Annotated in this window: 19 protein-coding genes; 12 read left to right on the top strand and 7 right to left on the bottom strand. The window is 61.9% G+C overall.

Translation table 11 applies throughout. From position 1 onward, the window contains the following. Position 1: 1 nt before the first annotated feature. The 3 genes from EOA19_RS24625 to EOA19_RS24615 are packed head-to-tail and all read right to left on the bottom strand — an operon-like array spanning position 2 to position 3,359. The gene (locus EOA19_RS24625) at positions 2–1,000 is read right to left on the bottom strand and encodes an alpha-ketoacid dehydrogenase subunit beta (RefSeq protein WP_128305050.1); all 999 of its coding nucleotides are present in this window, start codon (positions 998–1,000) and stop codon (positions 2–4) included. After that, positions 1,000–2,028 (bottom strand): thiamine pyrophosphate-dependent dehydrogenase E1 component subunit alpha, encoded by a 1,029-nt coding sequence (locus EOA19_RS24620; protein ID WP_127261511.1) that lies wholly within the window; start codon positions 2,026–2,028, stop codon positions 1,000–1,002. Before EOA19_RS24620 ends, EOA19_RS24625 begins: the two co-directional genes overlap by 1 nt. Before the next feature lie 2 nt (positions 2,029–2,030). Beyond that, complete coding sequence (locus tag EOA19_RS24615; protein WP_128305049.1) at positions 2,031–3,359, bottom strand: NAD(P)H-dependent oxidoreductase; 1,329 nt, start codon at positions 3,357–3,359, stop codon at positions 2,031–2,033. 374 nt (positions 3,360–3,733) lie between these two features. On the opposite strand from EOA19_RS24615, the gene EOA19_RS24610 reads away from it, so the two are divergent. Further along, on the top strand, positions 3,734–4,633 hold the full coding sequence (locus tag EOA19_RS24610) for a hypothetical protein (RefSeq protein WP_128305048.1): 900 nt from the start codon (positions 3,734–3,736) through the stop codon (positions 4,631–4,633). A gap of 6 nt (positions 4,634–4,639) precedes the next feature. Here the strand turns inward: EOA19_RS24610 and EOA19_RS35400 are convergent, their stop codons facing one another. Then, complete coding sequence (locus EOA19_RS35400) at positions 4,640–4,798, bottom strand: hypothetical protein (RefSeq protein WP_164893025.1); 159 nt, start codon at positions 4,796–4,798, stop codon at positions 4,640–4,642. Between the two features lie 156 nt (positions 4,799–4,954). Between EOA19_RS35400 and EOA19_RS24605 the strand changes: the two genes are divergently transcribed. The 6 genes from EOA19_RS24605 to EOA19_RS24580 all read left to right on the top strand — a co-directional run bounded on the left by EOA19_RS24605 (position 4,955) and on the right by EOA19_RS24580 (position 12,493). Continuing rightward, positions 4,955–5,854 carry a MurR/RpiR family transcriptional regulator gene (locus EOA19_RS24605; RefSeq protein WP_164893024.1) on the top strand — a complete coding sequence of 300 codons (900 nt, stop codon included), beginning with the start codon at positions 4,955–4,957 and terminating at the stop codon, positions 5,852–5,854. 46 nt (positions 5,855–5,900) lie between these two features. Continuing rightward, positions 5,901–7,343, top strand: coding sequence for an amidase (locus EOA19_RS24600; protein ID WP_128305046.1), 1,443 nt, complete (start codon positions 5,901–5,903; stop codon positions 7,341–7,343). Between the two features lie 75 nt (positions 7,344–7,418). Then, the gene (locus tag EOA19_RS24595) at positions 7,419–8,951 is read left to right on the top strand and encodes an ABC transporter substrate-binding protein (protein WP_128305045.1); all 1,533 of its coding nucleotides are present in this window, start codon (positions 7,419–7,421) and stop codon (positions 8,949–8,951) included. Between the two features lie 74 nt (positions 8,952–9,025). Then, on the top strand, positions 9,026–9,964 hold the full coding sequence (locus EOA19_RS24590; RefSeq protein ID WP_023811025.1) for an ABC transporter permease: 939 nt from the start codon (positions 9,026–9,028) through the stop codon (positions 9,962–9,964). A gap of 50 nt (positions 9,965–10,014) precedes the next feature. Then, the gene (locus tag EOA19_RS24585) at positions 10,015–10,812 is read left to right on the top strand and encodes an ABC transporter permease (protein WP_245486298.1); all 798 of its coding nucleotides are present in this window, start codon (positions 10,015–10,017) and stop codon (positions 10,810–10,812) included. Between the two features lies 1 nt (position 10,813). Next, positions 10,814–12,493 (top strand): ABC transporter ATP-binding protein, encoded by a 1,680-nt coding sequence (locus EOA19_RS24580; RefSeq protein WP_128305044.1) that lies wholly within the window; start codon positions 10,814–10,816, stop codon positions 12,491–12,493. A gap of 348 nt (positions 12,494–12,841) precedes the next feature. On the opposite strand, the gene EOA19_RS24570 is transcribed toward EOA19_RS24580, so the two are convergent. Beyond that, positions 12,842–13,375 carry a TetR/AcrR family transcriptional regulator gene (locus EOA19_RS24570; RefSeq protein WP_023811021.1) on the bottom strand — a complete coding sequence of 178 codons (534 nt, stop codon included), beginning with the start codon at positions 13,373–13,375 and terminating at the stop codon, positions 12,842–12,844. A 146-nt stretch (positions 13,376–13,521) separates the two neighbouring features. On the opposite strand from EOA19_RS24570, the gene EOA19_RS24565 reads away from it, so the two are divergent. Both EOA19_RS24565 and EOA19_RS24560 read left to right on the top strand, forming a co-directional pair. Then, positions 13,522–14,853, top strand: coding sequence for an efflux RND transporter periplasmic adaptor subunit (locus EOA19_RS24565; RefSeq protein WP_128305042.1), 1,332 nt, complete (start codon positions 13,522–13,524; stop codon positions 14,851–14,853). Next, positions 14,850–17,933, top strand: coding sequence for an efflux RND transporter permease subunit (locus EOA19_RS24560; protein ID WP_128305041.1), 3,084 nt, complete (start codon positions 14,850–14,852; stop codon positions 17,931–17,933). The genes EOA19_RS24565 and EOA19_RS24560 overlap by 4 nt, the downstream gene beginning before the upstream one ends. 118 nt (positions 17,934–18,051) lie before the next feature. On the opposite strand, the gene EOA19_RS24555 is transcribed toward EOA19_RS24560, so the two are convergent. After that, positions 18,052–18,513: a L,D-transpeptidase gene (locus EOA19_RS24555; protein ID WP_128305040.1), complete on the bottom strand. Its 462-nt coding sequence runs from the start codon at positions 18,511–18,513 to the stop codon at positions 18,052–18,054. Positions 18,514–18,868: 355 nt separating this feature from the next. Here EOA19_RS24555 and EOA19_RS24550 point away from each other — a divergent pair, with 355 nt between their 5' ends. Both EOA19_RS24550 and EOA19_RS24545 read left to right on the top strand, forming a co-directional pair. Next, the gene (locus EOA19_RS24550; protein WP_128305039.1) at positions 18,869–19,201 is read left to right on the top strand and encodes a hypothetical protein; all 333 of its coding nucleotides are present in this window, start codon (positions 18,869–18,871) and stop codon (positions 19,199–19,201) included. Between the two features lie 56 nt (positions 19,202–19,257). Further along, the gene (locus EOA19_RS24545) at positions 19,258–19,425 is read left to right on the top strand and encodes a hypothetical protein (protein WP_023811016.1); all 168 of its coding nucleotides are present in this window, start codon (positions 19,258–19,260) and stop codon (positions 19,423–19,425) included. 72 nt (positions 19,426–19,497) lie between these two features. Here EOA19_RS24545 and EOA19_RS24540 read toward each other — a convergent pair whose 3' ends face one another. Next, a complete protein-coding gene (locus EOA19_RS24540) occupies positions 19,498–20,199 on the bottom strand; it encodes a response regulator transcription factor (RefSeq protein ID WP_127271440.1) in 702 nt (233 codons plus the stop codon). 46 nt (positions 20,200–20,245) lie between these two features. Between EOA19_RS24540 and EOA19_RS24535 the strand changes: the two genes are divergently transcribed. Further along, positions 20,246–21,019 carry a response regulator transcription factor gene (locus EOA19_RS24535; RefSeq protein WP_206631195.1) on the top strand — a complete coding sequence of 258 codons (774 nt, stop codon included), beginning with the start codon at positions 20,246–20,248 and terminating at the stop codon, positions 21,017–21,019. Positions 21,020–21,069: the final 50 nt, after the last annotated feature.

The raw sequence follows: 21,069 nt of genomic DNA, 5'->3' as shown, positions 1-21,069 counted from the left end.
CTCAGCGAACCCCTTTCACGAGGTCGCGCGCGGCGGTGATGATGTCGGGAACCTGCGGCACCGTCGCTTTCTCAAGTTCCGGATTGTAGGGGATCGGCGTTTCGGCGCCGCCCAGCCGCACGATCGGCGCATCGAGATAATCGAAAGCCTCGCTCTCGGCGATCATGGCACTGACTTCGGCGCCGATGCCCAGCGTCTTGACCGCTTCGTAGACGCATAGCAGCCGCGACGTTTTCTTGACGCTGTCGATGACGGTCTGCTTGTCCATCGGCCGGATGGTCCGGAGATCGACGACTTCGACGTCGATGCCTTCGCTCTCCAGCGCGGCAGCCGCGTCGAGCGCCTTCTGCACCATGATCGAGGTGGCGACGATGGTCAGGTCCCGGCCCTCGCGGCGGATATCGGCCTTGCCGATCGGCACGGTGTAATAGCCTTCGGGCACCGGTCCCTTCATCTTGTAGAGCAGCTTGTGCTCGAAGATCATGACTGGATCGGGATCGGCGACCGCCGCCAAAAGCATACCCTTGGCATCATAGGGGGTCGCCGGCTGGATGACTTTCAGACCCGGCACATGGCCGAGCCAGGCCTCGAGGCTCTGGCTGTGCTGAGCCGCCGCACCGGTGCCGGAACCGGCGGGAAAGCGCATCACCACGGGAACCGAAACCTCGCCGCCCAGCATGAAGCGCATCTTGGCCGCCTGGTTGACGATCTGCTCCATGGCAAGCGTGGCGAAATCGGAAAACTGGAACTCGAAGATCGGCCGCATGCCGGTGAGGGCAGCGCCCACCGCAACGCCCGCGCCGCCCAGTTCCGAAATCGGTGTGTCGATGACGCGGTCAGCGCCGTAACGTTCGACCAGGTCGCCAGTGACCTGGAAGGCGCCGCCATAGACACCGATATCCTCACCCATCAGGAAGACGCGTTCGTCCATGTCCATGGCGATCGCCATGGCTTCCTGGATCGCCTGGGCGTAGCTCAGTTCACGCACCATCGCGTCCATCACGCCTGCTCCGTATACACGTAATTTCCGGTCTCGCTGATATCGGGCGATGGGCTCGCCTTGGCGAACTCGATGCCCTCGGCGATCTCTTGCGCCACGGCATCGCGAATGGCCTCGATGCCCTTGTCGTCGATGAAGCCGAATTCCCTGAGCTCGCTTTCGAACAGGGTGATCGGATCGCGGTTCGACATCCAGTCCTCGATCTCTTCCTTGGTGCGATAGCGGTTGCGGTCGCTCTTGGAATGGCCGCGATGGCGGTAGGTCTTGGACTCGATCAGCGTCGGCCCCTCGCCGGCGCGGGCTCGGGCGATGGCCTGATGAGACGCCTCGGCGACCTCGGAGAAGATGTTGCCGTTGACGATGACGCCGGGCATCGAATAGGCGGCGGCGCGCTCGGCGATGTTCTTGACGGCGGTCGAGCGGGCCGTCGATGTCGACATGCCATAGCCATTGTTCTCGCAGACGAAAATGACAGGCAGCTTCCAGACCGCCGCCATGTTGAGCGCCTCGTGGAAAGCGCCTTCATTGTTGGCGCCATCGCCGAAGAAGGAGACCACGACCTTGCCGGTCTTCATCATCTTGGAGGACAATGCCGCCCCGACGGCGATCGGGATGCCGCCACCGACGATGCCATTGGCGCCGAGATTGCCCTTGCCGACATCGGCGATGTGCATCGAGCCGCCACGGCCCTTGCAATAGCCTGTGGTCTTACCGAAGAACTCGGCGAACATGCGCTTGACCTCGGCACCCTTGGCTATGCAGTGGCCATGACCGCGATGCGTCGAGGTGATCTGGTCATCCTCGGCAAGCGGCATGCAGATGCCCATGGCGCTGGCTTCCTGGCCGATCGACAAATGCATGGTGCCGTGGATGAGACCGCGCGTGTAGCACTCCTCCGCGCCCTCTTCGAAGCGGCGGATCAGGTACATCTTGTGGAGCACCTCCCTGAGCTGCTCGGCGCTGTAGTGGCGGTAGACGAAGGGCAGATTGGCGCGACTGTCAGTGACGGCTTTGCTGGCTGTGGCCATGATCACGCTCCCACGGCCCCATAGACAAGCTTGTCCTGGCGGGCGCGCAGTTCGGCGATCTTGGAGCCCGCCGCGGGCGCTGCATTCGCGTAGGTTATGAGCTCGCCCTTCTTGATCGGCGCGGTGACCGAGCCGCCCTGCAGCAGGCCGCAGGGAATGGCCTTGGCGGCGCGCGCCTCAGGCGTCGTCATGATCCAGGCACGGTAGCAATATTCGCCGATCGCATCGAGCTTCTCGCCGGGCTTCATGTCCTTCTTGGCCACGGCGGCGACTTCGGCCACCGGTTTGGCCAGCGGCACCATGTCGGCCTTGCCGTAGAGCACGACGCGGGCGCAGGTCAGCGGCACTTCGAGCGAGGTAAGGTGATAGGGACGATGGAAAGTGAAATACGGGCCTTTGCCCATCTTCAAATCTTCCATGCGCTCGGAGATACGCGGATGCGACATGTCGGCAACGACGAAGACGCCTGGCGCGACACCCTTGCCGATCGAATAGTCGACGACGCCGACCCTCGACAGCACGCCGCCATCCTTCTGCGGCACCAGCACCTTGGACAGTTCGCCAAGCGTCGCCGCCGGGCCATGCATGCCGGCCTTGTCTGGAACCAGGCCGGTGGCATTGGCGATCGCCGCCATCTCGACCATGGTCTTGGAGCCGTCGACGAATTCGACCAGCATCCGCACGTTCATGTGCCGGCGCTTGGCCTCCTCCTCATAGTCGGGGGGAATCGCGTCGATGTTGAGCGGATTGTTCTTGCCCTTGCCTGCGGCAACGATCGGATGCCCCATCGCCGAAACGAATTCGATCAGCTCCATGCAGGAAGACGGCTCGTCGCCGGCGCCCAGCGAATAGGTGACGCCGAGCCGGTCGGCCTCGCTCTTCAGATAGGCGCCGATGGTGACGTCGGCCTCGACATTCATCATCACCAGATGCTTGCCATGTTCCATGGCGCGCAGCCCGATCTCGGCGCCGACGGCGGGAACCCCGGTGGCGTCGATGACGACGTCGATCAGATCGTTGTTGATGACCAGATTGGCGTCGTTGGTCACCGCGACCTTGCCGGCTTCCATCGCCGCGGTCATCGCCGAAGCGTTGGACACTTCGCGCGCATGCCCGGTTTCCTGGAAGGCGATATCGACCGCCTTGCTGGCGGCAGGCAGGTTCAGTTCGGAAATGGCGCCGATCTCGATGCCCGACATATGGGCGACACGGGTGACGATGTCGGTTCCCATCTCGCCCGAGCCGATCAGGCCGATGCGGATAGGCTTGCCCGACTTGGCGCGTTCCTCGAGATCGCGGGCAAGGCCCGTCAATGAAACATTGGAAGCCATACCGCTCGTTCCTCCCAAAAATGCAGGCTTGTTCGATTGCCTGACGGGTATTGAACATCTGTATTTCTGTCAAGACTAATGTCCAAATTCGATGCCTTTTGACACGCTTTCGGGGAGGCGCGGCGACCCCAGGCAATGGCGGCCGCACAGCGGGGTGCATACCGGTGGGCAGGCGCGGGGGCGAGTTTCCTGACGCACGGAACAAGGAGACCGGTCCGAAACGATCGCCATGACGGCGGCCACCTCAAATGCGGAGGGCCCTACGGAGCTCGATCGGCGCTGACGCCATCACGCGCTGCCCCACGGTCTGACTTGTGAGAAAGTAGGCTTCGGCCTAATAAAGCCGCAGCTCATTCAGAGCCTGGGGGAATTGTATGAGCTGGAACCCGAGGAGGGTCCTTATCGATCTGCTGAACCAGAACCGGCCTGTCAGAGCCGCCAAGGCATTGCGAAATGCCTTGATTGAACGCAACTTCCGCGGACGCGGTGTTGCGGAAGGCCTGAAGTTCGCCGACGAAGTCCGGCGAACCGGTGATCGGCGATTTTGTTTTGTCATTGCCTTCAACACCCCTTGGGTCATCGACGCGATGGCCCGCTCCTGGGAGCTGTATTCGTCCGGAATGACGCTGGTCGTTGTCGACAACTCTCCAAAGCAATCGGCTCGCACCCGCATCGAGGAAATCTGTCGAGCGCGAGGCGTCGCCTATTTCAGCTTGCCCCGAAACTGGGAGCGTCATCCCAATCGGTCGCACGGAACGTCCATGAACTGGATCTTCCACAATATCATCCGGCCGATGCAGCCGGAGCTGTTCGGCTTTCTGGATCACGACTGCTTTCCGATCATCCCCGTGGACATTCCCGCGACGATGGAAGGAAAAGCCGTCTATGGCTCAAAGCGCTGGTCAACTTCGGATCACCAAGCGTGGTTTTTGTGGGCAGGGTTCTGCTTCTTTCGCTTTAGCGCCATGGAGAACGTGGACATGGACTTTAACCCCCGCTTCATCCACGGGATGGACACCGGCGGAGGCAATTGGGCTGGGCTCTATCGCCTGCTCGGCGAAAACGACGTAGTGGATGTGCCAGCCACTACGGCTCATCTGAACCTCGGCGAGGCCGACTCCGGTCATCAAATGTTGGGCAGCGCCTTTTTGCATATCGGCGGCGCTGGCTACCGTAAGTTGGTTAACGCCGAGCGATACCGGCGGCTGGTCTCCAACTATTTGTGGGAGACCTATCTGCAGGGCGATGAGAACCGCCTCGTCAAGGAACTTTGACCAAGCTCAGGCTGTAGCCTTTACTTCGCCAGCCTTTGCTGTGCCGTCCACTGACAGGGTGGTCTGCAAGGCTGGGTCCCAAATACCGGACCGCGTCAGCACCGCACCTTGACCGATCATGAAATAAAAATACCGGAATACAAAACTATAAAATTTATCTTTCATGGCGTGTTCTCGCGTGCTAGCGTCGCGTCACGACTGGAAATGGAGTGCGCTTCCTGGGGTGGCATTTTCCGGTCTGTTCCAAATAGGTCTGCCAAGGGACAGCGGTCGATGAAGACGAAAACGCCTGGCGGGAAGGCTGTGTCCGGAGAGACTGAGGTGGCCAGTGCGCTGGAAGCCAGGTTGCGTGAGGGCTGGCTGGATTTCGCCCGGACCGAGCAGGCAATTGCGCGATACCTGCTCGCCAACATCCATGACATTCCCTTTGAAACTGGCGCCACCATTGCCGTCGGCGCCGGTGTAAGCGAGGCAAGCGTCACCCGTTTCGTACGGCGTCTCGGTTACACCGATCTCAAGGAAATGAAGCGTGGCCTGCGCTCCGCACCGAAAGCCGGAGGCCCGGGCCTGGACAGTGCCGAGTTGCGTTTCCGCATCGGCGGCGAAAAGCGGGAGCGGTTGGCTCGCAGCCTGGAGATGGAGCAGCAGGCCTTGACCGCGGCCTATGGCCTTGCCCAGGGCGAGATGTGGTCCGAAATTGTTCATCTGCTGAGCACCTGTGATCGCGTGAACTGCGTCAGCTTCCAGGCAGTGAAGGGATTGGGGCTCGATTTCGCGACGCGTCTGCGCTGGGTGCGGAGCGATGTCCGCTTTGCCGAAGGTTTGGGCGGCACGTTCTCGGAAATCCTCACCGACAGCGGCGAAAATTCTTGTGTCCTGCTGATCGACACAGCGGAATACGCCGCGATGAGCTTTCGGCTTTGCGCCCAGATCAAGCGCCGGAAGATTCCTCTGATCATCGTTACCGACAAATACAGTCATTGGGCATCTGAATACACAAAACTGGCGCTCGAAGTATCGACGCGCGTCGACCTGTACTGGGATTCGACGGCCGCGATAAGTTCGGTTCTGAACCTCCTCACGCATTCCGTTGCCGAGAAACTCGGCAAATCGGCCGAGACGCGGATGAATGAGCTGGAGGATATCGCCGGGATCCTGCGGACCTTCCACAAGCCGCCACGGCGCGTCGCACGGCACATCAAAGAAGAAGGCGAAGAATGACGATGCATCACCCGTTGCTGAAACCGTGGACAGTCAGGGCAAGCGCATGAAGTTGACGGAATACGCCGCCTATGACGGCGTTGGTCTGGCCGATCTCCTGCGCAAGCGGGAAGTTACGCCGCGCGAACTGGGAAACTGCATCCTTTCAGGGATCGCCGCGGTCAATCCGCAGCTCAATGCCGTGATCGAAACCTATGCCGATGCGATCGAAGCGCTCGGCGAGGATCCCGGACCCGCACCTTTCCACGGCATGCCGACATTGACCAAGGATTTCCCCATCGAAGCCGGCCGGCCGGGAGAGTTCGGCAGCGTTCTTGCCAAGGGTTTCATCTGCGGCGACGATCACGCCTTCTGGGTGAAAATGCGATCCGGCGGCCTTGCCAATATCGGGCGCACCACCACGTCGGAATTCGGCATAGCGGCGGCAACCGAATCCTCCCTCTATGGTGCGACACGCAACCCCTGGGATACCAGCAGGGGTGTTTCGGGATCGAGCGGCGGCGCAGCGGCAGCCGTTGCCGCCGGCATCGTTCCCTTCGCGCAAGGCGCCGACGGTGGCGGCTCCATTCGCACCCCCGCCGCCTTTTGTGGTGTCGTCGGCCTGAAGCCGTCTCGTGGCCGGATCAGCGGTGCGCCGGAATCGAATGCGCCAATGCTGGGTCTCGCCATTTCATTCATGCTGACACGCTCGATCCGCGACACGGCGGCTTTGCTTGATCTGGGGTCTGGTGCGCTTCCCGGCGACAGCTATGAGATCGTCCCTCCAACCACCAGCTATGCCCAGGCGATCAAGACGCCACCAAAGGCTTTGCGCATTGCCCTGTGTACAACGTCCTGGTCCGGCTATCCGCTCGACGCCGAGGTGAAGGCGGCAGTTCTCGAAGTGGGCAAGAGGCTGGAGCAACTGGGCCACAAGGTCGTCGAAGCCGGGCCTGTGTTCGATTATGAGCGCTATCTGGCGGCGCAGAAAGTGATCTGGGCAGCCTCTACGGCGCAGTCGCTCGACGAGTTGGCGGGCCTGCTGCGACGGCCTCTTGAAGAGGCCTGCCTGCAGCAGACGACACTTGCTGTCTATCGCCATGGCCGAACGCTGGACGCGGCAAGCCTGATCGCGGCCCTCGCTGTTTATGACCAGATCACGCGGACGATTGGCGAATTCCTGGCCGTCCATGACGTGCTGGTGACGCCGACTTGCGCGATCCCGCCGGAGTTGCTCGGCACGCACAACCCGGATCGTCCCGGCCGCGACATCGATACGGTGTTCGCCGATCTGGCGCCGAAGGAGACGTTCAGCGCGCTCTTCAACGGCACCGGATCGCCGGCGATATCCCTGCCGCTCGGCTGGACGCAAAACGGCCTGCCGATCGGAGTGCAGTTTGTCGCCGCATTCGGACGCGACGATCTGCTGCTACGGCTAGGTGCGGTGCTTGAGGCTGACTACGCCTGGCACCAGCGCCAACCACCTACCCACATCACCAAGACTGCTTGAACCATCAAGGACTGCTTGAACCAACAAGCATGGAACCGCCCCCGGGAACATCATCAACGAAAATGGGAGATTGTCATGGACCGCAGAGTATTCCTCAAAAGTGCGGCGCTTGCCGGCTTCAGCATCGCGACATTGCCGGCCACATTGCTTCGAGCCAATGCTGACGGCAGCAAGATACTGCGTATGGCCTATGGGGCCGAGGTTCTCACCCTGGACCCGATCAAAACCACTTACGGAGCCGATATCCTTATCCAGGGCATGATGTATGCACGCCTGCTGCATGCCAATGCCGATCGCACAGAAGTCGGCCCGGGCCTTGCCGAGAGCTGGGACATCGCGGATGACGGCAAGACCTATACCTTCCACCTGCGCGAGGCCAAATTTTCCGATGGGTCGCCGATCACGGCCGAGGACGTGGCGTTCAGCTGGAACCGCATGCGCTTCCAGAAGGATTCCGCCTATGCGGCGCCGTTTCAGCCCCTGACCAAGGTCGAGGCAAAGGACGCCAGGACAGTGGTGATGACGCTCGACCGCAAATTCACGCCCTTCCTGACGCTGACCGAAATCTGGAATACCGGCATCGTGCCGAAGGCAGCGGTCGAGAAAATGGGCGACGACGCTTTCGCCAAGGCGCCGGTCACATCAGGGCCGTTCAAATTCGTCGAATTGAAGCCGGGAGACCGCGTGGTCCTTGGCCGCAACGAGCATTATTACCGCCAAGGCGAGCCCAAGATCGACGGCGTCGAATTCCGCTATGTCCCGGACGACAACACCAGGGTCTCGATGTTGCAGGCGGGCGAACTCGACGTCTGCCTCGCAGTTCCGGCCCCGCGCATGGCCGAGTTGAAGGCCGCCGGCTTCCGGGCCGACCCTGAACCTTCGAGCACCACCTATGACATGCTGATCAACCATTCGGCAGAACCCTTCAACGACCTCAAATTCCGCCAGGCCGTCAGCTATGGCATCGACCGCACGGCCATCAATGCCGCGGTGACGCTGGGTCTCGGCACGCCGGCCAGTTCCATCATGAGCCCGACGCTCGATTTCTTCGACAAATCGCTGCCAGTCATTGCCCGAGACGTCGAAAAGGCCAAGGCCCTGCTGGCAGAATCCGGCAAGACCGGAGCCAGTTTCGAACTCATCCAGAATGCCGGAAGTGCCGACGAGGAAAAGGCGGCGGTGCTGATCCAGGCGCAGTTGGCGGAAGTCGGCATCACCGTCAACATTGCCAAGATCGATTCAACCCAGGCATGGACCCGCCTCGCCGATGGCGAGTATCAGGCGGAAATGAACTGGTGGTACAACGAGACGCGAGATCCCGACAACGCATTGCGCTGGTGCGTCTGGGGCGCGGGCGACAACAAGTCCTACTACACCCGCTACAACAACGAAACGGTCGACAAACTGATCGATAAAGCCTCGGGTGAGGCGGACAATGCCAAACGGGCCGAGCTCTATGCCCAGATCCAGAAGACCGTGGTGGACGAGGTGGCGCAGGTGGCGCTCTATCACCCGACGTGGCTCAACGCCTACGCTCCGAGCGTGAAAGGGTTGGTCCTGAACGTCGGCCTGCAATTCTCGTCCATCGGCGGGACCAGCCTGGATTGATCAGCACAGGATGCGAGACGGGGACGAGACACTTCGTCCCCGTCTCGCATCGATTTGACACCAGGATCCCGACCATGAATCGATTCTCCTTCGTGCTTAGACGGCCGATACAGTTGATCCCCGTGCTGCTGGGTATCAGTGTGATCACCTTCCTGCTGCTGCAAATGACACCCGGCGATCCGGTTCGCCTCATGCTTGGCCCCAAGGCCAGTCAGGAGGCGATCGAATTCGTGCGGGCGCGATACGGTCTCGATCAGCCCATCCCCGTGCAGTATTTCTATTACGTGCTGAATTGCCTGCGCGGCGATTTCGGTCAGTCGATCGCCTTCCGGGGTCCCGTCAGCGGCGTCATCGCGGCACGGATCGCGCCAACGGTTTTCTTGATCCTCTACGGCCTCGTGATCTCGCTGCTGTTGACATTCGCGCTCGCGGTCACCGCTGCCCGGCAGCGCGGACGGTGGATCGATCACCTCATCCGTCTCGTCTGCGTCGCGGGCGTCGGCGTGCCGTCCTACTTTGTCGGCCTGCTGTTGATCATGGGCTTCTGCCTGCGGCTGAAGATTTTCCCGGTATCCGGTTACGGACCGACCTTTATCAACAATCTGTGGCATCTGTTCTTGCCGGCCCTGACGATCGGTATCGGGGTGACGCCGATCCTCGCGCGCAATCTGCGCGCGACCTTCATTCAGCAGCTGGACAAGGATTATGCGATCGCCTGCCGCTCCAGGGGCCTGCCGGAAAGCTACATCTTTTCCCGGCATGTGTTCTGGAATTCCCTGTTGCCGACAGTCAATCTGCTGGGCGTCGTGGTCGCCTTCCTGATCGGCGGGACGGTCGTTGTCGAAAATGTCTTCAACATTCCAGGGCTCGGCAACCTGCTCATCCGCGGCGTTCTCACGCACGACCAGTTCGTCGTCCAGGCAGTGGCCCTGCTGCTTGCCGTAGGTGTCGTCATTTCGAATTTTGCCGTCGATGTCTTGACCGCCATTCTCGACCCACGGGTGGAATTATGAGCGATGTGATGCGAGGCAGCGGCCCCTTGGCCATGGCGCGGATCCGCACGATGCCGGCAACCTTGGCCATTGGCGGCGCCATCACCTTGGCCTGGATCGTCGTGGCCATTCTGGCGCCGGTGCTGACCAGTTTCGACCCGATCAAGGTCGATGTGATGCAGGCGCTGAAACCACCTGGCGCCGAGCATTGGTTTGGCACGGACGCCATCGGCCGCGATGTCCTGGCGCGGACACTGTTTGCCGCGCGCTACGATCTCGCCATGGCCTTCTTCGGCGTGGTCGGTCCGATCATCCTGGGGACGACCGTCGGCCTCATCGCCGGCTATCTGGGCGGCAGGATCGATGCGGTGCTGATGCGCATCCTCGAGGTCACCGTATCATTTCCCTATTTCGTCCTCGTGATCGCCATCGTGGCCGTGCTGGGGCCCGGCCTCAAGAGCTACTTCATCTCGCTCACCTTGGTGAACTGGGTCAGCTATGCCCGACTTGTGCGGAGCCAGGCGCTGGTGCTGCGCGGCGTCGATTTCGTGCTGGCGGCACGTGGCATGGGTTTTGGGCATTTGCGCATCATGCTGTTCCACATCCTGCCGAATGCCATCGTCCCATCGATCGTCTTCGTCATGACCGATGCCGTGCTGGCCATCGTGCTCGGATCATCATTGGGTTTTCTCGGCCTCGGCGTACAACCGCCGACGCCCGAATGGGGCGCCATGATCGCGGATGGGCAGACCTACCTGACGACCGCATGGTGGATTGCGATCTTCCCAGGCATCGCCATCTGCCTTCTGGCGCTCGGCCTCTCCTTGACCGCTGATGGTCTCGCCCGCCTCCTGAACACGGAATCCTGAGATGAGCGACCTCGTCAGCGTCGAGAACCTCACCATCGACTTCACCACCAATTTTGGCGACGTCCACGCCCTGCGCGGCGTCAGCTTTTCACTAAAAGCGGGAGAGGTCCTTGGGATCGTCGGTGAATCCGGATCGGGCAAGACGGTGGCCTGCAGAGCCATCCTCAAGCTGATTGCCGGCAACGCACTGGTGAAGTCGGGCCGGATCATGTTCGAGGGCAGCGATGTCCTCGCCATGAAGGATGCCGAGCTGGGCCGGCTGCGCGGCGGGCAAGCGGCGATGATCTTCCAGAACCCGTCGACGCATCTTGATCCGATCATGACGGTCGGGCGTCAGGTGGGCGAGGCGATGGTGGTCCATCAGGGCATATCCTGGCGGCAGGCCAATGCGCGGGCGGTCGGACTGCTCGAAGACATGCATATCAAGGACGCGTCAAGGCGCGCGGGCGCCTATCCTCACGAGCTGTCCGGTGGCATGCGTCAGCGGGTGATGATTGCGGCGGCCCTTGCCTGCGAACCGAAACTGCTGATTGCCGACGAGCCCACGACGGCACTTGATGTCACGGTGCAAGCTCAGATACTCGACCTGCTCCGCGGCATCCGGCGTGAACGCAACCTGTCGGTCATTCTGGTCTCTCACGACCTTGGCGTGATCGCGGAAATGTGCGACCGCGTCGTCGTCATGAAGGACGGTGCGGTGCTGGAAATCGGCTCGGTCGATCAGATCCTGCGTGACCCCGCCCATGAATACACGAAGCGCCTGATCGCTTCCCAACCCTCGCTGATGAAGCCGACCACGCATGCCTGCCCCGTGGCGACGGAACCGCATCTCCTGGTGAAGAACCTGTGCGTGAACTTCTACCCTGGGCAGAGCCTTGCGGCCTGGGCGACGCGCAAGCCGCCGCAAATCGTGCGCGCCGTCGACAATGTTTCGCTGGCATTGCGGCGCGGTGGGGCGCTGGGGATCGTCGGCGAGTCCGGTTCCGGCAAGAGCACCATAGCCCGGGCTATTGCCGGCCTTGTGCAGCCGCAACAAGGAGAGATCGAGGTGGACGGCCAATCGCTCGATCGCGCACTGAGGCAGCGCCGACCGGAGCAGGTTCGCAAACTGCAGATGGTGTTCCAGGACCCGTTCATGTCCCTCAACCCGGCGTTTACGGTTGCGCGAACTCTGGCCGAACCGCTGCGGCAACAGAACATCTGCCCGGAAAGAGACATCCCGGAGCGGATCCGTGAGCTGATGGAAAAAGTGGAATTGCCACGCCAGTTGCTGGACCGACGCACCACGCAGCTTTCCGGCGGCCAGCGGCAGCGCGTCGGCATCGCCAGAGCCCTGGCGCTGGAGCCCGAGATCTTGATCGCCGATGAAGTCACCTCCGCTCTGGACGTCACCATCCAGGCCCAGGTGCTCGGCCTCTTTGCGCGGCTGCGCCGCGAATTGTCGCTGACGCTGATCCTGATTTCCCACGATCTGGGCGTGGTGCGTTATCTCTGCGAGCACGTTGCGGTCATGCAGCACGGCAAGCTGGTTGAATACGGCAATACGGAAGACGTTCTGGATCGTCCGCAGCAGGCCTATACCCAAGAATTGATCGCCGCTATCCCGAAACTCTCGCGTCGAACGAGCAGCGGAATCCAACCAGGAGACACCCCGCTACTGGCCGCCGGAAGCAAATGCTAGACTAAAGCCTTCAGGGCCGAGCGTGATCGAGCACGGCAGCGTCAGCACTCAGGCAAGCAGCAAATTGCGTCGGGCGTTGCCGGAACGATGGCGGCGAACGGTTCCGGCTGCAATGGGGCGGCGCTGCGCACGCCGAAGGCGGGCAGGAACCACTTCGCGCTGCCCGATTGTTCCAGCGGATGATCCGGTCTCGGAATGCCCGCCTCGCTGGAACTATATCCACCATGTCCCACTCCAGATGCATTGCAGCAAAGAACTGGGAAGAACGCTATGGCCGCACGATGAACCCTGTGTGACGCCGGCGAACCGCGTTGACGCACAGGCCTGGCCGAAAAGCGGGTGGGCGACCTATTTGGCAATCTCGAGCAGGGACGATACCAACAGCTCGCGCTCGTCTTTCGACAGGACATCCGAATCGAAGAGGTTCATGCTGCGCAATCCCTCGATGGCGAGATAGCAGATCAATAGCGATTTGAGATCCGGCGTTTCGCCCTTCAGCCGCTCGAAAAGCTGCCGCTTGAAGGTCTTTATCGGCATCATGAAATCGGGATCCTCGGCGATGGCCGAGAAGATCCAGGACGCCGACGGCTGCTTTTCCTCGCAATCATTGGCCGACAGCCTGATGTAGACGGCCAGGGGATTTTCGTCCTTGTCATTTGTGCGGGCGGCTTCCAGCGCGTGCTCGAACTCACGCAGATAGCCTTCGACCAAACCTTGCATCAATTTGGCCTTGGTCGGGAAGTTGTAGAGGAGCCCTCCTTTCGACACGCCGGCACGGCTGGCGACGGCATCCAGCGACAGGCTGCCTGGTCCGGATTCCCGGGCAACATCAGCCGCCGCGGCGAGAATCTTCTCGCGCGAATTCGGTCGTTGGGCTCTCATGGTGCCTCCCATCGCAAGCTTAGGCCCAATTGACAAGACCGTCCAGACGGTACAGTAAGACCGCCATTATTTGAAATCGGGACCCGCAGTCGATATGTGTCCCGATATCCGCGCTTCGCGCCGGATTTTCGACTGAGGGGACTTCCTTGTTCAAGCGCATACTCCGTATATTTATCATTGTTCTGGTTTTGGCCCTGCTCGTCGTCGTGGTCGGCGGCATCGTGGGCTTCAACTTCCTGCGTGACAACGGCATCAAGCAGTACTTCGCATCGATGAAGCCGCCGGCAGCAACCGTTTCGACAACCATCGCCAAGCCTTCGGCCTGGACGCCCGGCGTCGAGGCGATCGGTACGGTCAAGGCCGTGCGCGGTGTCGACCTGACGGTCGAGACCACCGGTATCGTCAAGGACATCCTTTTCCATGCCAACCAGAAGGTGGCGGACAATGCGGTTCTGCTGCAGCTCGATGACGCCGTCGAGCGCGCCGATCTCGACGCACAGAAGGCTCAGGCCGCGCTCGATCAGACATCGCTTGCCCGCGCCATCGAACTGACCAGGCGTGGCGTTGGCTCCGACTCGACGCTGGACACGGCGCGTGCGGCGGCCTCGGCCTCGGCGTCTCAGGTCACCAAGCTGCAGGCCGTGCTCGAGCAGAAGCAGTTGACGGCGCCTTTCGGCGGCACGGTGGGCATTCCGAGGATCGATATCGGCCAGTATCTGGCGCCCGGCACCGCCGTGGTGACATTGCAGGATCTCGACACGATGCGGGTCGATTTCTCGGTTCCCGAACAGCAACTCGCCTTGCTCAAGATAGGCCAGACGATTCGATTGGGCTTTGGCGGTGAGGACAGGCCATTCGCAGGCGCCATTCGCGGCATCGACCCGAAGATCGACTCGTCCAGCCGGCTGGTGAACATCCGGGCGGAAGTCGCCAATCCCGATGGCAAGCTGACCCCCGGCCAGTTCGTGCAGGTGCGTGTCGAGCTGCCCGAAGAGCAGAACGTGCTGACCCTGCCGCAGACGGCGCTGACGACAAGTCTCTATGGCGACTACATCTTCGTGGTGCAGCCAGCCAAGCCCGCCGAGGCGGCGCCAGCTGCCAAGCCGGAGGAAAAACCCGCCGCGCCGGCAGCCGACAAATCGGCTGATGCCAAGCCTGCGGACACCAAGCCGGCCGATGCCATGAAGCCGGCGGCTGATGCTGCCAAGCCCACCGCCGATGCGGCAAAGCCGACTGACCAGGCTCCCGATGCGGCCAAGCCGGCGGCGGAAGGTGACAAGCCCGCGCTCGTGCTGTCGCAGGTGTTCGTCAAGCCCGGCCGCCGCAATCAAGGCATGGTCGAGATCGTCGAGGGGCTGAAGGCTGGCGACGAAGTCGTCACCGCCGGTCAGAACCGCCTCTTCAACGGCATGTCCGTCGTTGTGGACAACACCATCGACCCGACCAAATCGGCAAACAAGCAGGCCGGCCAGCAATGAGCATCTCCGATCTCTTCATTCGCCGGCCTGTTCTTTCGACGGTCCTTGGCTGCATGATCCTGCTTCTGGGTTTCCAGGGCATCTTCAACCTGTCGATCCGGCAGTATCCGAAGGTCGACGAAACGGCGATCACCATCACCACGGCCTATCCGGGCGCCAGCGCCGATCTGATCCAGGGCTTCATTTCCGCCCCGATCGCGCGCGCCGTCGCCTCGACCGAAAACATCGACTACGTCACCTCGTCCAGCCGCCCGTCCTCCAGCACCGTGACGGTGCAGATGAAGCTCGGCTCGAACCCCGACGTCGCGCTGACTGAAGTTCTGTCCAAGGTCCAGGGCGTGCGCGGCACCTTGCCGGACGCATCGAAGGACCCTGTCATCGTCAAGGGCACCGGCCAGCAGTTCGCGATGATGTACATCTCGATGCAAAATCCGAACATGACGAAGGAGCAGCTTACGGAGTATATCGAGCGCGTCATCAGGCCGCGCATGTCGACGGTCGAAGGCGTCGCCGACGTGCAGATCTTCGGCGCCCAGGAATACTCGATGCGCGTCTGGATCGATCCGGTCAAGCTTGCCGCGCGCGGCGTGACGGCCTCCGAACTGCTGACGGCGATCAACAATTCCAACTTCCTGTCGGCGCCCGGCAACACCCAGAACGAGTATGTCGTTTCCTCGATCACCGTGCGCTCGACATTGCAGACGCCGGAGGCCTTCGCCGAGCTGCCGCTGCGCTCGACTGACGGCAATGTGGTGCGGTTGCGCGACGTGGCTCGCGTCGAACTCGCCGCCGAGAACACCGACACCAGGGTCTCGTTCAACGGCAAGCCCGGCACCTTCCTCGCCATCTTCCCGACGCCGGCGGCCAATCCGCTGACCACGGCGGCGGCGCTCACCAAGCTGGTGCCACAGATTCAGGAGACACTGCCGAAGGGAATGACGATCGAGGTCGTCTACGACGCGACCGGGCAGATCAGCGCCTCGATCGAAGAGGTGTTCAAGACCATCGCCGAGGCGGTTGCCATCGTCATCGTCGTCATTCTTCTGTTCCTTGGCTCCTTCCGGTCGGTGATGATGCCTATCATCACCATCCCGTTGTCGCTGATCGGCGTCTGCTTCCTTTTGTTTGCGGTCGGCTACTCGATCAACCTGCTGTCGCTACTGGCCATGGTTCTGGCGATCGGCCTGGTCGTCGACGACGCCATCGTGGTGGTGGAGAACATCCATCGCCATATGGAAGAAGACCACATGTCGCCGATGCAGGCCGCGTTCAGCGGTATGCGCGAAATATCGTCGGCCATCGTTGCCATGACCATGACGCTGGCCGCCGTGTTCGCGCCGCTGGCCTTCACCGGCGGCCTGACCGGCGCGTTGTTCCGTGAATTCGCGGTCACGCTCGCCGGCTCGGTGGTGCTGTCGGGTGTCATTGCCATCACCATCACCCCGATGATGTCGGCACGCCTCTTGAAGTCCGGCACGCCGGGCCGTTTCCAGCGCATTGTCGACGGCACCTTCGCGCGCGTCGAGCATGGCTATGAACGGGCCGTCACCGGATCACTGAACTATCGCCCATTGACGCTGATCATCGTGCTTGCGCTTGTCGGCGTCACCGGCTTCATGTTCACCAAGACCTCAAGCGAACTGGCGCCGGAAGAAGACCAGGGCTTTCTGCTCTCGATTGTGACGGGGCCGCGTTATGCGACCTCCGATTACACCGAGACATACGTCAACCAGATCCTCGGCCTGGTGAAGGATATTCCCGAAACACGGGCGCAGTTCTCGGCCGTGGCCTTCGGCGGCACGACAAACAGCGCCTTCGTCGGCTATGCCTTCAAGGACTGGGCGGAACGTAAGCGCAATTCGAAGGAACTGCAGGCCGACATTACGGCCCGTATCGCCAAAGTGGCCGGTGTCGAGGCTTTCGTCTTTGCACCGCCGACGTTGCCGGGCTCCGGCGGCGGCCTGCCCATTTCCATGGTGGTGCGATCGACGGGCGCTTCCTCGGAGGTGTACGAGGTGGCCGAGCAGATCAAGAACAAGGCGCAGGCCTCCGGCCGCTTCATCGTCGTGCAGAATTCGATGGCCTATGACGCGCCGGAGGTGACGGTGACCATCGACCGCGACCGCGCCGCGGCGCTGAACCTGCCGATCGCCGATATCGGCCGCACGCTGACCTTGCTGGTCGGCGGCGCCGAAGTGGCGCAGTTCGACCGCGACTCCAACAGCTACGACATCATCCCGCAGGTGCCGCAAGAGTTTCGCGACAACCCCGACAAGCTCGGCGAATACTTCGTGCGCAGCGTGACGGGCGAGATGGTGCCGCTATCGGCGGTGGTCAAGATTTCGACCAATGCGGCGCCGGCGGCAATCGAGCAGTTCAACCAGCTGAATTCGTCGACGATTTCGGCGCTCCCGCTGCCCGGCGTCACCACCGGCGACGGGCTGAAGGCGCTGGAGGACATCGCCAAGGAGAGCCTGCCCGACACCTTCTTCCTCGACTATTCCGGTCAATCGCGGCAGGAAAAGGAACAGGGCAACACCATCCTGATCGCTTTCGCGGCCGCAGTTGTCGTCATCTATCTGGTGCTGGCGGCGCAGTTTGAAAGTTTCCGCGACCCGCTGATCATCATGATGGCGGTGCCGCTGTCGATCTTCGGCGCGATCGTGCCGCTCAATCTGGGCCTCGGCACGCTCAACATCTACACGCAGGTCGGCCTGATCACACTGATCGGTCTCATAACCAAGCACGGCATTCTGCTGGTCGAGTTCGCCAACCAGCAGCGCGAAATGCATGGCATGCGGCGGCGCGACGCCATCATCGCCTCGGCCAAGGTGCGCCTGCGGCCGATCCTGATGACGACAGCGGCGATGGCGCTTGGCGTGGTGCCGCTGATCACGTCCAGCGGCGCTGGTGCCGCGGCCCGCTATTCGATGGGCCTGGTCATCTTCACCGGCATCCTGGTCGGCACCCTGTTCACGCTCTTCGTCGTGCCCATGTTCTACACCTTCATCGCCAGCAAGGACCTGCCTCATTTGGCCGAGAAACCGGATCCCAAGCTGATGCCGGCACTGCCGAGCTGAGAAACGAAAAGAGGCCGGAAATCTCCGGCCTCTTTTTTGGCTGTGCTCAACCCCGGGATTCCGCGGGAGCCTTGAACAAGGCGTGGCAGCATGCTGACACGCCATCGTTTCCAGCCTGCTACTTGACGATGACGATGCTGGTGTTGGTTGCCCCGAAGGTTTCGACGAGCTGGTAAAAATCGGCAGCGTTGTCGGGATGCAGCCGCACGCAGCCATGCGAAGCCGGCTGGCCGAGACGCTTGATCGCATAGGTCGCATGCACGGCATAGCCGCCGCTGAAGAAGACCGAGTGCGGCATCGGGGCGTTGTCGTATTTCTTCGAGTACCACATCGCATGCATGCGCGTCGGCTTGAACGAGCCGGTCGGCGTCACATGGGCCCGGTCGCCGGTGGAAACCTTCCAGGCGAAGGTCGGCCGGCCGTCAACCGAGACTTCCATGACCTGCTGTGAAAGCGAAACGCGCGCCACGATCTTGTTGGCGGCATGCGCTGCGCCCGAGCCGGCGCCGAGCAGCAGTGCGGCACCCGTGAGCGCGGCGGCGGTAATGTTGATGAGCTTGGCGGAAATGGCGGTATGCATGATGAAGTCCCCTCTCTCTGCCGGTTCGGCCGGCTCCAATTCGATGGCTGCTTTTCCCAGCGTCATGTTTCGGGGATATTTCGCAAAACGCTCATTTGTGTTTCGAATCTGTTTCCTCAGGTTAACGAGCGCAGCCCTTCATAGAAGCGAATAAGTGTCGTCTCTGCAGCCTAACGGCGAGATCAAAGCCGGGAACATAGGTATCTGCCTGTAAACGAAAGTGCGAATCAACGGCATACGAAAGAAGGCCCCTCGATCTCGAAACCGAACTGCAACAAAACGAGGTTTCAAGCGGCATGATCCGGATACCGGCCGCAAGCAAAGTTGACGTAACGAAAACAGCCGGTAACGAAACATGGGAACGAAATCGAACGCGCTGTCCTGGCTACTCAGGATCAGCATCGCGGCAACGGTCATCGGCGGCGTCGGCACGGTTGCCGGCACCCCGCTGGCAAGCCTCGGCGCGATGACTTCAGGCGAGATTTCGACGCTGCATGCCGCACTGTTTTTCGCCACGGTCTGGATTGTTTCCAGCCTGCGCATCGCCCGGCTAAAGGCCCTCTGGCGGGTCGGCCTTAGGCTGACGGGTTTGCGCGGCGCCTCCGGCAACTTGCTGCCGAGAGGACCGAAGGCCCGCGCCGCGACGGGGGGCTCCGTGGGCGGCGCGGGCACTTCGGGGGTATCCTGAAGCGACCCGCAACAGGTTCATTTCTAGAGAATTGGCATTTTTGGGGAACTGCGACGATGAAAACGAAATTCGCTGCTTCGGTGCTGTCCGCACTGCTTTACGCCCAGGGCCTGCTCGGCTTTGCCGGTCTTGCCACCATGCTTCTCAGGGACCGCGCCCATGCAAGCGAACTCACCATGGGCAGTGACATGCCGGTGGGGCCATCGCTTCTGCTGGTACGCTGAGTGTCAAGAGCATCGGGCCCAGAGATGGAAAATCCGATGCCCGAAAAAAGGGATTGCGCCAGTACCCGGCAGTCAGTCGGCGAATTGCCGCGGCGGATCGAACCGATAGCCGGCGCCACGTATTGTGGTGATGGTGTCGGTGTCGAGCTTGCGGCGCAGCCGCACGATGCGCGAATCGATCGAGCGATCGAAGGCGTCGGCGTTTTCGGCCGGTGCCGCGGCGATGATGTCGTCACGCGTGAGCACCTTGCGCGGACTGGCCAGGAACAACCTGAGCAGCGCCACCTGGCCGGGCGAAAGCTGTTCCTCGGAGCCGGAGCGATGCATGACCATGGCCGATCTCAGATCGACGGTCGCGTTCTCCAGCACGATCAGTTCCTGGGTGCCCCTGCCGCGGCGCGAAAGAAGGCCGCCGACACGAGCGGCCAGTTCACGGACATTGAGCGGACTCTCGACGACGTCGGCCGCACCAAGCTCCAGCGCCAGCACCTTGTCGACAAGATCGGCCGGCCGGCAGATCAGGATGAAATCCGGCCCGCCCTCGCCGCCTCCTCCTTGGCCGCCATAACGTCTGAGCAGGTCGCGCCCCTCCGCCTGGCTGAGGCTGTCGCCGACGACGACGACGTCGATGCCCTTTCCCGACAGCAGCGATTCGGCCTCCCAGGGCTGGCGCGCCTGATGCACGTCGTGGCCGCGCCGCTCGAGATGGTCGGCGAGTTCGGTCGCGACCACTTCGGCTACCGAAACAAGCGCAATAACGGATCGTGCGGCCATATTTTCCAACCGTTCCCTGGCAACCCGGATATGAGTGCTGGACATGATGTTTATACCCAATCTACTTTCCACTGAAAGTGGGAGCGAAAGCATCGTGCGGGCAAGAATTGTTATCGTCGAGGACGAGCCCGACCTCAGGGATGCGGTTGCCGAATACCTCGAAGCCGCGGGCTATGAAGTGGTCACCGCCGAAAGTGCTGCCGCCGCGCGCAGCCTCGTTGAAACGCAATCGTTCCATCTCGCCATTCTCGACATCGCCATGCCCGGCGAGGACGGCCTCTCCCTCGGCCGCTGGCTGCGTTCGAAGCTGCCGATCGGCATCATCTATGCGACCGCGGCCGGCACCGCGCTCGACCGCATCGTCGGGCTGGAACTCGGTGCCGACGACTACATCGTCAAGCCCTACGAATTGCGCGAAGTGCTGGCCAGGGTGCGCAGCGTGTTGCGCCGCGTTCCCCAGCCGAAGGAGCTCCAGGACAAGAAGGCCGGGACGGATCGCCGTTCCGTTGCCTTCGGCCCCTTTCAGGCCGATCTCGATGGCAGGCTGGTCACCGGCGCCAATGGCGCGGTGATCGACATGGCCAAGAGTGAATTCGACGTGCTGGAGATTTTCCTCACCCGCGCCAACCGGCTGCTGACCCGCGCCGCGATCTCCGAGGCGATCGGTTTCACCGAAGATCCGGAATCGTCGCGTGCGGTCGACATTCGCATCATGCGGCTGCGCAAAAAGATCGAGGCTGATCCGGCCAATCCGAAATTCCTGCGCACGGTGCGCGGCGAGGGCTATATCTTCTCGCTGCCGACCGGCGATGGCAACTGAGGATCGGGCCAGAAGGATTCGGTTGCTCGCCAGCCGAAATTGGCACGACT

This window comes from Mesorhizobium sp. M7A.F.Ca.US.010.02.1.1 (assembly GCF_004023085.1).
In the GTDB taxonomy this organism is placed as follows: domain Bacteria; phylum Pseudomonadota; class Alphaproteobacteria; order Rhizobiales; family Rhizobiaceae; genus Mesorhizobium.
This window is presented reverse-complemented; position numbering and strand designations above follow the sequence as displayed.

Bases quoted from the DNA above. Each gene is read 5' to 3' on its own strand.
- EOA19_RS24570 (WP_023811021.1), bottom strand. From the start codon at position 13,375: ATGAGAGCCCAACGACCGAATTCGCGCGAGAAGATTCTCGCCGCGGCG.
- EOA19_RS24550 (WP_128305039.1), top strand. From the start codon at position 18,869: ATGGGAACGAAATCGAACGCGCTGTCCTGGCTACTCAGGATCAGCATC.
- EOA19_RS24595 (WP_128305045.1), top strand. From the start codon at position 7,419: ATGGACCGCAGAGTATTCCTCAAAAGTGCGGCGCTTGCCGGCTTCAGC.
- EOA19_RS24590 (WP_023811025.1), top strand. From the start codon at position 9,026: ATGAATCGATTCTCCTTCGTGCTTAGACGGCCGATACAGTTGATCCCC.
- EOA19_RS24560 (WP_128305041.1), top strand. From the start codon at position 14,850: ATGAGCATCTCCGATCTCTTCATTCGCCGGCCTGTTCTTTCGACGGTC.
- EOA19_RS24610 (WP_128305048.1), top strand. From the start codon at position 3,734: ATGAGCTGGAACCCGAGGAGGGTCCTTATCGATCTGCTGAACCAGAAC.
- EOA19_RS24620 (WP_127261511.1), bottom strand. From the start codon at position 2,028: ATGGCCACAGCCAGCAAAGCCGTCACTGACAGTCGCGCCAATCTGCCC.
- EOA19_RS24580 (WP_128305044.1), top strand. From the start codon at position 10,814: ATGAGCGACCTCGTCAGCGTCGAGAACCTCACCATCGACTTCACCACC.
- EOA19_RS24540 (WP_127271440.1), bottom strand. From the start codon at position 20,199: ATGGCCGCACGATCCGTTATTGCGCTTGTTTCGGTAGCCGAAGTGGTC.
- EOA19_RS35400 (WP_164893025.1), bottom strand. From the start codon at position 4,798: ATGAAAGATAAATTTTATAGTTTTGTATTCCGGTATTTTTATTTCATG.
- EOA19_RS24625 (WP_128305050.1), bottom strand. From the start codon at position 1,000: ATGGACGCGATGGTGCGTGAACTGAGCTACGCCCAGGCGATCCAGGAA.
- EOA19_RS24535 (WP_206631195.1), top strand. From the start codon at position 20,246: ATGTTTATACCCAATCTACTTTCCACTGAAAGTGGGAGCGAAAGCATC.
- EOA19_RS24600 (WP_128305046.1), top strand. From the start codon at position 5,901: ATGAAGTTGACGGAATACGCCGCCTATGACGGCGTTGGTCTGGCCGAT.
- EOA19_RS24615 (WP_128305049.1), bottom strand. From the start codon at position 3,359: ATGGCTTCCAATGTTTCATTGACGGGCCTTGCCCGCGATCTCGAGGAA.
- EOA19_RS24545 (WP_023811016.1), top strand. From the start codon at position 19,258: ATGAAAACGAAATTCGCTGCTTCGGTGCTGTCCGCACTGCTTTACGCC.
- EOA19_RS24585 (WP_245486298.1), top strand. From the start codon at position 10,015: ATGCCGGCAACCTTGGCCATTGGCGGCGCCATCACCTTGGCCTGGATC.
- EOA19_RS24555 (WP_128305040.1), bottom strand. From the start codon at position 18,513: ATGCATACCGCCATTTCCGCCAAGCTCATCAACATTACCGCCGCCGCG.